Source organism: Pradoshia sp. Z6_59, from assembly GCF_058267515.1.
The window spans coordinates 21,986-32,534 of the sequence record NZ_JBZCPP010000030.1 but is presented as its reverse complement, the minus strand read 5'-3'; the positions used below and the strand labels follow the sequence as shown (position 1 = coordinate 32,534).

General features: G+C 39.4%; 10 protein-coding genes. 3 read left to right on the top strand and 7 right to left on the bottom strand.

Annotated features, from left to right (window positions below; translation table 11 throughout):
- Positions 1-72: 72 nt before the first annotated feature.
- From rlmD to recQ, 3 genes are all read right to left on the bottom strand, one after another.
- Positions 73-1,455, bottom strand: a complete 1,383-nt coding sequence (gene rlmD, locus AC4D4B_RS19020; protein ID WP_491000799.1) for a 23S rRNA (uracil(1939)-C(5))-methyltransferase RlmD — start codon at positions 1,453-1,455, stop codon at positions 73-75.
- Positions 1,427-2,329: a DNA-3-methyladenine glycosylase family protein gene (locus AC4D4B_RS19015; protein WP_490996791.1), complete on the bottom strand. Its 903-nt coding sequence runs from the start codon at positions 2,327-2,329 to the stop codon at positions 1,427-1,429. Before AC4D4B_RS19015 ends, rlmD begins: the two co-directional genes overlap by 29 nt.
- Before the next feature lie 78 nt (positions 2,330-2,407).
- Positions 2,408-4,552 (bottom strand): DNA helicase RecQ, encoded by a 2,145-nt coding sequence (gene recQ, locus AC4D4B_RS19010; RefSeq protein ID WP_490996767.1) that lies wholly within the window; start codon positions 4,550-4,552, stop codon positions 2,408-2,410.
- Between the two features lie 158 nt (positions 4,553-4,710).
- On the opposite strand from recQ, the gene AC4D4B_RS19005 reads away from it, so the two are divergent.
- On the top strand, positions 4,711-5,262 hold the full coding sequence (locus AC4D4B_RS19005) for a DUF3267 domain-containing protein (RefSeq protein ID WP_490996768.1): 552 nt from the start codon (positions 4,711-4,713) through the stop codon (positions 5,260-5,262).
- Positions 5,263-5,387: 125 nt separating this feature from the next.
- On the opposite strand, the gene pdaA is transcribed toward AC4D4B_RS19005, so the two are convergent.
- From pdaA to AC4D4B_RS18990, 3 genes are all read right to left on the bottom strand, one after another.
- Complete coding sequence (gene pdaA / locus AC4D4B_RS19000; RefSeq protein WP_490996792.1) at positions 5,388-6,167, bottom strand: delta-lactam-biosynthetic de-N-acetylase; 780 nt, start codon at positions 6,165-6,167, stop codon at positions 5,388-5,390.
- Positions 6,168-6,352: 185 nt separating this feature from the next.
- Entirely contained in the window at positions 6,353-6,559 is a 207-nt protein-coding gene (locus AC4D4B_RS18995; protein ID WP_490996769.1) for an SE1561 family protein, read from the bottom strand.
- Positions 6,560-6,693: 134 nt separating this feature from the next.
- Positions 6,694-7,515 carry a YfkD family protein gene (locus AC4D4B_RS18990; protein ID WP_490996770.1) on the bottom strand — a complete coding sequence of 274 codons (822 nt, stop codon included), beginning with the start codon at positions 7,513-7,515 and terminating at the stop codon, positions 6,694-6,696.
- A gap of 227 nt (positions 7,516-7,742) precedes the next feature.
- Here AC4D4B_RS18990 and AC4D4B_RS18985 point away from each other — a divergent pair, with 227 nt between their 5' ends.
- Complete coding sequence (locus AC4D4B_RS18985) at positions 7,743-7,889, top strand: hypothetical protein (RefSeq protein ID WP_491000798.1); 147 nt, start codon at positions 7,743-7,745, stop codon at positions 7,887-7,889.
- Positions 7,890-8,058: 169 nt separating this feature from the next.
- Here the strand turns inward: AC4D4B_RS18985 and cax are convergent, their stop codons facing one another.
- Complete coding sequence (cax, locus tag AC4D4B_RS18980) at positions 8,059-9,123, bottom strand: calcium/proton exchanger (RefSeq protein ID WP_490996771.1); 1,065 nt, start codon at positions 9,121-9,123, stop codon at positions 8,059-8,061.
- Between the two features lie 136 nt (positions 9,124-9,259).
- On the opposite strand from cax, the gene AC4D4B_RS18975 reads away from it, so the two are divergent.
- The gene (locus AC4D4B_RS18975) at positions 9,260-10,438 is read left to right on the top strand and encodes an MFS transporter (RefSeq protein WP_490996772.1); all 1,179 of its coding nucleotides are present in this window, start codon (positions 9,260-9,262) and stop codon (positions 10,436-10,438) included.
- The last annotated feature ends 111 nt before the right edge of the window (positions 10,439-10,549 follow it).

The following is a 10,549-nucleotide window of genomic DNA, read 5'->3' as shown; positions in this document are numbered from 1 at the left end:
AAACTTTATTTTACCGAAAACCGAGTCTCAATCGGAAAACTTTATTATGTCTAGGAAAACTTTATTTTATGGTTACACCTTCAACATAATCTCCACAACGCACTCAATATGAGAGGTTTGTGGGAACATGTCCACTGGTTGGATATATTTCGGTCTGTATTTTTTGCTTAGGTAGTCCAGATCCTTGGCCAGTGTGGATGGGTTACAGGATACATAGACGATTTTTCTTGGGCGTGTGCGCAGGATCGCATCCATTAATTTATGATCCAAGCCGCTTCTTGGCGGATCGACGACAACAACATCTGGCTTCCAGCCTTCGCGCAGCCATTTAGGCATGAGAACTTCTGCTTTCCCTACTTCGAAGCTGACATTATCCATATGATGCTTTTTAGCATTCTGAATGGCATCTTCAATTGATTCCGGAATGACATCCATGCCCCTAACTTCCTTACAAAAATCCGCAAGCCACAGTCCAATCGTTCCCACTCCGCAATAAGCATCTACTACACGTTCATGACCATGAAGGCGAGCTGCTTTTTTCACTTCATCATAGAGTTTAACGGTTTGTACCGGGTTCAACTGGAAGAAGGTACGTGCAGATAGCTCATAGGATAAATCTCCAAGCTCTTCTTCAATCGCTTCCTCTCCCCACAGATGAATCGTCTTTTCACCGAATACAAGCGGAGTCTGTTCTTTATTCACGTTTTGAACAATGGAAACGACTTCTGGTAGTCGCTTGTTGATTTCTTCTATGATTTGGCGCTTCTTAGGAAGCTTTTCAGAAATGGTGATAATCACCACTTGGACTTGATCTGAAGAGAAGCCAACTCGGGTTACGACCGTTTTAACAATTCCGCTTTTCTTTTTCTCATCATAGGATGGTAATCCAAATTCCTGCAAAATATCCAAGACTGTACGAGTAACCTTGTTCGTTGCTTCATGCTGAACGATACAATTTGGAATATCAATCAAGTTATGAGTATTTGCCGCATAAAGGCCGGCAATCAACTCTCCAGTCTCATTGGTGCCAACCTGGAATTGGTTTTTATTGCGGTAATTCCATGGATTCTCCATCCCAATTGTTGGACGGATATCTACATTGCTGGCATCGTATTGGCTATGGCGCTCCAATGATTGAATAACGATATCACGCTTTTCCTTCAATTGTTGGCTGTATTCCAAATGCTGCAATTGGCATCCACCACACACGTCATAAACCGGACATGGCGCTTCGACTCGATGCGGCGATGCCTTTTTAATCTTTTTGACAAGACCTTCCGAGTACTTCGGATGGACCTTCGTAATCTTTACTTCTACAATTTCATCCGGCAGAGCACCCGGTACAAAAACAACCTGACGTTTATAGTAGCCGACTCCCTCGCCATTTATGCCAAGGCGTTTAATAGTTAGTAGTATCTCTTGTCCTTCACGGACTAATGTTGCCTGTTGGTTCATCAATATTCCTCCGTTTTTCAATACTTCTCCATAAGTAAAGTGAGGCGTAGCTTAAATAAGGATGCCACTCCTTACTGAATTGCTCCATCTCTTCCATTGTTGGCTTTCGTTCCAGGTTATATAGCAGCTTTATGGCATTTTGAATGCCAATGTCTGCTTTTGGAAATAAATTCGGGCGGCCAAGACCAAATAACAGGAAGTTTTCAGCCGTCCATCTTCCTACACCGCGAATTCTTGTTAGTTCTTCTATAATCTCTTCATCTGTCCTTGTGCGCAACTCTTCCAACTTGAGTTCACCGCTTGCAATCTTTTCTGAAAGGCCGATGACATATTCTGCTTTTCTGCCGCTGAATTTCATTCCTTTTAACTCATCTACTGTGAGAGCTGCGGTTGTCTCTGGAGAGGGATAAAACCATACTCCGTCCTTCTGAAACCCATAGGATGTGACAAAATCCTTCGTTAGTTTTTGAGCAAATGCCATATTCAGCTGTTGATGGATAATACTTTTCACGAGACAGCCATATAGGTCGAATTCTAAAATAAGCGGAGTACCGCGATGGCGAGTGAAAATATCATTGAGCTTCGTCTCGCCAAAGTGAGCATGTATATCAGAAAGTGGCAGATGCCACTGAAAAATCTCCATTAAACGATCTGTTGCCAATACTTGTTCCTCTTTGCCGTTGATCGTAAAGGCCGGCTTATCTACTGTACCGACTGCTTGAACGGTATAAACATTGGGCTTACCATGAATCAGCAAAGGGACCTGAATCAATCGATTACGGTAATCTATTTCATACAAAGGATCAAGACCAATCCTCTCCAATACCAGGTCAAAATCATAGGGAGCTTCTACATGAATGGTTTCTTTCCACATCATTATCACTCCTTCTTGGACTAGTCCCGTTATTATAACAGGTTTTGCTGCTATATGGGTACATAGGAAAACGGCCCATCAAATCGGAGCCGTATCCATGTTCTTCTTTGTTATTACCGCCTTAATCGCACTGTAGCTGATTTCATTAGGAAGGTGCTCTTTTATTGGCTTTAAAAATTCATTACCCACTTCCTCAATTGCCTGTAGAATCTGGATCTCCTCCTCAGGTGAGAAGAAATAGTCCCAATCCAGCGGTAATCCATCTTCTGCACATCGGAATAGATGTCTTTCTACTGTTTGGGAGGATAAATCTCTTTCTTTCGCAATCTCCTTCAGCGTATGCCCCTGTTTATATAGTTCATACGTACCCATATGTGAGTTGGCAGTACCCGCCTTGGATTTTTTCACCGCAGGCATTTTTCCCTCTTGTTCTACAATTGGTACTTCATAATCATTTTCCTTTAAAAACGCTGTGATCACTTCCACAAATCGCTCACCATATTTATCTGTCTTTTGAGCACCGACTCCCTTCACCTCAAGGAAGTCATCTGTGGTTTGCGGTTGTTTAACACACATATCCCTCAAAGCTTGGTCGGAGAATATCAAATATGGAGGCACTTTTTCCTCTCCTGCAATTTGTTTTCGCAAATTACGCAGCACTTCAAATAAAGGATCATCTGTTGAAATAGCGGTGATCCGCACAGCTTCTTTTCTCATTACCGTACGTTTCCCGAGCAACACTTCTTTGCCGGCAGCTGTGACATATAAAAGCGGATATTGCCCACCCGTAATCCCAATTAATTGCTCAGATGTTAGAAAATCAACCAGTTCAGCGACCTCTTTAGTTGATTGATTTTTCATTAACCCATACGTTGATAAGGATTGAAAGTTTTGTTCAAGCAATTTCTTATTGGATGAGCCAGTTAACACTTGGGCAATCATTGTTTTTCCAAAACGTTCGCCAGTTCGGATTATACAGGATAAGACCATTTGGGCATCTTTTGTCACATCCTTCGCACTTCGTTCATCCAGACAGTTAGAGCACCGCCCGCAGTCATCTGCCTCCTGCTCACCAAAGTAATGCAGAATATAGGCCTGCAGACAGCCTTGTGTATGGCAATAGTCACGCATTTGATACAGCTTTTGCAACTCTTGATTTTTATGGTTTTCATCACCAAATGATTGATCAATCAAAAAGCGCTGGACCTGAACGTCCTGTTCAGATTGAAGCAATATGCATTCGCTCGGCAAGCCATCACGTCCGGCACGGCCTGCCTCCTGATAGTAACTTTCCATATTTTTAGGCATTTGAGCATGAATCACATATCGTACATTTGATTTATCTATCCCCATCCCAAACGCATTCGTTGCAACCATGACAGTAATTTCATCACTTAGAAATCTGTTTTGCTCTGCTTCACGTTCTATACTTGATAAACCCGCATGATATCTCCCAACTGTTATACCTTTTTGTTGGAGACGTTCATATAAATGGTCCACTGTTTTTCGGGTGGCACAATAAATAATCCCCGATTCCTGATTATTTTTCCCTACATATGCATCAATATATTTTTGCTTATTTTGTCCTTTCACGACCTGGAAGCTTAAATTCTCACGTTCAAATCCAGTTATAACGGTATGTGAATCCTCAATATTCAAGGACTGGCGAATATCTGCCTGCACCCTCGGTGTAGCTGTCGCTGTCAGGGCAAGGACAACCGGATTGGAATTCAATTGTTCGGCTAATGATTGGATACGTAAATAACTCGGGCGGAAATCATGACCCCATTGTGATATACAGTGAGCTTCATCTACAGCAATTAATCCAACCGGCAATTGACGGATATCCTCAATAAAGCCATGAGATTCCAGTCTTTCAGGCGCCAGATATAAAAGCTTATAAGCCCCTTGCTGGATATCATACAGACGGTCATTTACTTCACTCGCGGTTAGGGAACTATTAATAAAGGTGGCTGGTATTCCGGCCTGGTCCAGTGAATCTACCTGGTCCTTCATGAGAGAGATTAATGGAGATATAACGAGGGTAACGCCCGGTATTATCATCGCCGGGATTTGATAACAAATTGATTTACCTCCGCCTGTCGGCATAATTCCAAGTGTATCGATTCCTTGTAGCACCTGCTCAATAATTTTGGCTTGTCCATTGCGAAAAGAATCATAACCAAAATACTTCTTTAAAAGAGAGCTTGCTTTCTTAAGCATAAATTCCCTCCTCCATTCATTGATCATTCTACCATCCATTATAGCTTATAGAGATTGATCTATACTAGTGAGACAAGATAGCTGTATCCCTTAAGAATTACTAAATTTATCCTTTTTATATGATAAACTGATAGTAATCTATAACTGGAGGTTTTCCGATGCTGGCTGATTCTTTGAAATCATATCATATAATAGATGAAACTCGTGAAATGGAAGATTTAAATAAACCGATCTTGATCAGTACTTTTACTCTTATGGCAGGATTTCTTATCCCTTATTGGTTCATTTGGGGAATCGGTGAGTTTGAACTATCGTTTTTAATTGAACTGGCTGTTGGATATATACTCCTAATTTTCATGCATGAATTACTGCATCTAGTTGGTTACATATTTTCCGGAAGAGCCAAACTAAATGAGGTTAAACTGGGTGTTTTATGGAAATATCTAACGCCTTATGCCCATTGCAAAATACCAATCAGGATCAAAGCTTATAGGATCAGTGTTTTATTACCGATTGTCCTCGGAATCGTGCCATTAATTTATGCATTTTTAAACGGAAATGATTATTGGTTTTTTATTGGCTTGTTTATGACCATCGGATCATTAGGGGACCTAATCATTCTTTGGATATTGCGCAAGTATTCAGCAGATGTCTTTGTCCAGGACCACTCCAGTAAAATTGGCTGTATCGTTTACACTCCTCAATCTTAACTATTTTTCGATTAAGTTGGTCATTGTTATTTACATCATCTACTTCTTTCCAACAATCATGTACTTCTTCAATATCAATACTAAAAACCGCTTATTATACGTAAGCGGTTTTTTATTTAAGTATATTACATCTTTATGTCTATTTTCTGTTTTTGTGGTGCCTTCTGTGGTTTTTCACAGTTCATATCATCCAAGCTTTTAAAAGTATACCCTCTCTTTTTTAAATCTGTAATCACCTGGCCAAGGGCTTCTGCATTGTCCTTAGACACAGAATGCAGGAGCAAAATGGCACCGGGATGAATTTGAGCCATAATTTGATCATAGGAATGCTTCCAGCCCTGCTGACGATTCACATCCCAATCAAGAAAGGCAACCGACCATAAAATATGTTTATAGCCCAGATCATTTGCCACCTGTAAAGTTCGTTCACTAAATACTCCTCGTGGCGGTCTGATATAGGACATATCCTTTTGCCCTGTTAATTCCTCTGTCTTCTTCTTCACCCGTTCCAGTTCATCAGCTATTTTATCATCCGATACCTGTGTGAAATTGGGATGGCTCCATGAATGATTGCCAACTATATGCCCTTCCTTCACCATTCTTTTTACTAACGATTCAGCTGTATTTAAATAATGACCTGTAACAAAAAAGGTAGCCGGAACTTTATGTTCTTTCAGTACATCCAATACCTTCTCCGTATATCCATTTTCATAGCCATTATCAAACGTTAAGTAAATCTCTTTCTTTGTCGTGTTAACTTTATAAACAGCACCATATTTTTCAACGATTGCATTATATTTAGGCCCTGCATCAGCAGGTTGTTCATTCTTTCCTTTATTAAAGCCCCAACCATACTGTACGTTGGAAATCGCCTCAGCAACGCCCAGGAATGTCCCCGAAAGCATGATGGCAGATAATCCGGTAATAAGCCATTTTTTCACTGTTTTCCCTCCTGAATATACTTTTGATAAAGATAGTTTTAATCAGAGTAAGTGAATTTATGCAGCACAGTGAATGTTTGCTTTACTGACATAATATAAAAAAGGCAAATCCGCTTCATCATATCGGATTTGCCTTATACATTTATTATTTATGCTTCTTTACCAGGTTCTGTTTCAGGTCGATTTTGAAAGCTTTGAAACTTTTCCTCAATTGAATCCACGATTTCAATTAGGCGGTCAATATCTTCAATATCCGCTGTTTCAGGTTCAATTCGGTCTAAAACCTCCATAAATAACTCAAGTCGGTCTTTTAAGTATTTTACTTGTTCATCTTTATTATAAATCGGTGTTGTCAAACTAACCGGCTCCTTTCATCATAAATATTATCCTAAACGATAGTAGCCTATTTCGCAACTGACCATTTTCTATTTTACCCAAAAGCAAGAAGCTCCAACCCAAACCGGCTGAAGCTGTCAGACTTAAATGGTAATTAGTATGGTCGGTTGACCGCTCTGAACTGGAATGAAACATGATCTTGGATAGGAATCCAGGCTCCAATTCCTTGTGAGGTTACATTCCTTACCACAATCTCACGTTTACTTCCTTTCAATACTAAATAGACCTCACCATATGTGACTTTACCCTTCTCGTTTATTGCCGGCGCATACCCATAAAGGTAGCCAAGTCTCATTGGAGGAATATTGTATACTCTATCTTTTTTTGTACCGCTACCGATGATGGTCTCAAATGCCAGTGGCAGTTTAGATTTTTCTGATGCTCTCGCCAGCATCATTTTTTGAATATCCTGACTGGAAGGTACTTTTGCTGTCAATCCTCCACGCACCACTTTTTGTGTCTCTTGGACATAATGAATTTGGAAATTTGTATCCCCGCCACGATTATCATAAAAATTCGTATTGATTTTTTGATACTCCCAGTTTGGAGAGGTTTCCATCGATTCATAATTTAAAGCCCACTTACCTAAGTAAACAGTGGCTCTATACCAGAAGGCAACCGGATTGGTACCGATATTCGTTTCATTAAGCATATGAACTAATTCAGGATTTTCTATTTTAACATTGCTGGACTCAAGCAATTGTTTGGATAACTCACTTGGCTCAAGCATTGGCGAATCTTGACTTGAATTGGGATACGTATTTTCTTTATTGATCGATAAAACGGACTCCGGAATTTTATACTTAGCTTCCTCAACCTTAGGGTTAGCTCCTTCTTTCGGGGCAGCCCAGTTATGTCGAGTTGGAATAATAACGAGCATGGCTATGACGATCATGATAAAAGCACTTTTTCTCATGCTTGAAGCTCCTTTCTTACATACAAAAAAAAATGATTTGCCTTTATTTTCCCTCTTAAGCAAAAAAACTATTCAAGATACCCGGATTGTTTTATAACATCCATCCTCTAAAATTAACAGATGGTTGATCAGTAAAACTAGTCGAATTTTTACATTTCAAACCAATCCTTTTTTGTAACATTTTTGTAAAAGTCGGAATATTTACAAAACTATTTAAGGGTGCTATAATGAAACCAACATATCGTAAAGGAGGCGAAATCAACAGCCGGAATAACTGCAGGGAGGAATGCTTATCGAAACCATCCTCACACGGAAAACTTAATGTAGATTTCGTCACAAATCAGGACAATAAAGATAAAGGATGTGACCTATAGGGCTAACTAACATGACTGTTTTAAACAGAAATATCTACCTTTGAAAAGATAAATTTATTTTTGGAAGGATTAGAATTTAGTTAGACATGACTTATGATGAAGCAAATTGGAAAAACATAAAAAAGACTCTGAATCCATAGTAGATCAGAGTCTTTTTTTATTTTATTTATTATAATAAAAAGAAACCTATCCCCATCACTAAATAAGCAGCAAGTAAGGTGAGTCCTTCAAACCAGTTTGTTTCCCCATCATTCGTGATTACAATCATTAAAAAGACAGAGAGCACCATCGCCACAAGTTCAGGCAACGTAAAGACAAGTGGCATTTGCGTTTCAAATAATAAAGAAACCAGAACAAGTACTGGTGCTACAAACATGGCCACCTGTAAAGTAGAACCAACAGCAATCTCAACTGCAATGTCCATTTTATTTTTGTAAGCGAAAATAATGGCAGATGCATGCTCAGCTGCATTTCCGACAATTGCTACAATGATTACCCCGATAAATAATTCAGACCAGCCCAATTGATTCCCTACGTCTTCGAATGTATGTACCAAATTCTCAGATACATAGGCTACTGCCACCGTTGCCAAAGCTAGGACCATAATCGACCATTTTTTGCTCCACTCTGCTTCTTCAGTTTCTTCCTCTGCAAAAGACAAGTCTTCCTTACGTTGATAGACACCGCGATGGGTGACCAGTTTAAAGAATAAAGCAGCCAAATATAAACAGATCAGGATAATGGATATGCCTGTACTCATGACCATTTGGTTACTTTCTTCCATCTCTCCGGCAAATACTTCTGGAATGATAAAGGCAACTAATACACCGAATGTTAGTAGCCCTGCATTGTGCCTGGCATCAAATACATTAAATTTTTGCCTTTTGTACTTAATACCCCCCAAGAAAAATGAAGCCCCAGCAACTAATAATAAGTTACCGATGACACTTCCTGTTAAAGAAGCCAATACAATTCCCACCAGTCCCGCTTTAAGAGAAAAAATGGAGATAATCAGCTCAACAGCATTTCCAAATGTCGCATTTAGCAATCCTCCAATCCTCGGTCCAGATATGATTGCTAAGCTTTCTGTCGCCCTCCCCATAAAACTTGCAAGGGCAATAATCGTTAAACAATAAACAGCAAACATGAGCAGACTTGGCCAATGCAAAATGGAGCCGGTTATGGATACCGGCAGGCCAATCATTAACATGACAGAAAATATTTTTTGTCCCATCCCTTAAATTCCTTCTTTCTAATCAAAATATATTCATTTATTTCCTAAATACCTTTAGATTACTCTCTCAAAATCTCCTTGCTAAAGTGTGTAAACAGCTCTAATATTGATGCAGATAGATATAGGGGAGATAATTATGAACTATCAAAAAATAAGATTTTCTGCACTTATTATTCTAGTTGCCGTGTCAGGTTTCTCACAGGGAATGCTATTACCCTTAATTGCCATTATTTTCGAACAGGATGGAGTAAGCTCCGGTCTAAACGGATTAAATGCTACAGGACTATATCTGGGAATATTATTAATCTCACCTTTCATGGAAATTCCTTTACGAAAATTTGGTTATAAACCCCTGATTTTTTTCGGCGGACTGTCGGTGATTATTGCGTTTCTGTTATTTCCGATTCTAGATTCTTTCTGGTTTTGGTTCATTCTCCGTATGATTATCGGAATTGGAGACCACACCTTACATTTCACTACCCAGACTTGGATCACTGCCTTTACTCCAGCAAACAAGAGAGGCAGAAATATATCCATTTATGGCTTATCCTTCGGTATAGGTTTCGCAGTAGGGCCATTACTGACTAATTTAATTGAAGTTAATCGGGCATTACCCTTTATCGTTGCATCAGCAATCAGTCTTGTTGCTTGGTTGACCGTCTTTTTATTAAAAAATGAATTTCCAGATGAGGATCTGGAAACAACCAATGTTTTCGGTACCTTACATCGTTTCAAAAAGGTTGCCAAGTATGCATGGGTTGCGTTCTTGCCTCCTTTTGGTTATGGATTTTTGGAAGCATCCCTAAACGGGAATTTCCCTATCTATGCATTACGAATTAATATGGATGTTCAACAAGTCTCCATCATCTTGCCTGCTTTTGCAGCCGGCAGTATTATTACACAGATACCACTAGGAATTTTAAGTGACTCCTTAGGGAGGAAACGCGTTCTTCAATATGTTCTTTTTAGCGGTTTTGCCATCTTTTTAACAGCTGCCTTAATAGAACAAACCGTTACGGGATTATTTATCTGTTTCTTTATTGCAGGAATGCTGGTCGGCTCCACCTTCTCTTTAGGAATCAGTTATATGACCGATTTATTGCCTACACAATTGCTTCCTGCCGGCAATATTATTTGCGGAATAGTCTTTAGTCTTGGAAGCATCTCTGGTCCATTTTTTGGCGGATTGGCCATTCAATATCTGCCTAATGGAAATTTCCTTCTGGTAATCAGTATTATCCTGTTACTGATTTTCATCGCTCTCAGCAGATTTAAAAGAAACCCTATTAATGACCAAATTCAAACCTCTGTGTAAGCAGAGGTTTTTTCATTTACGCTTTGATTTTGTTACTCCATACCATCATCGACTCTATATTTTATCCATTGCCCGTACCTTCAAGCACTCTTCATTTAATATTCCTCCTAT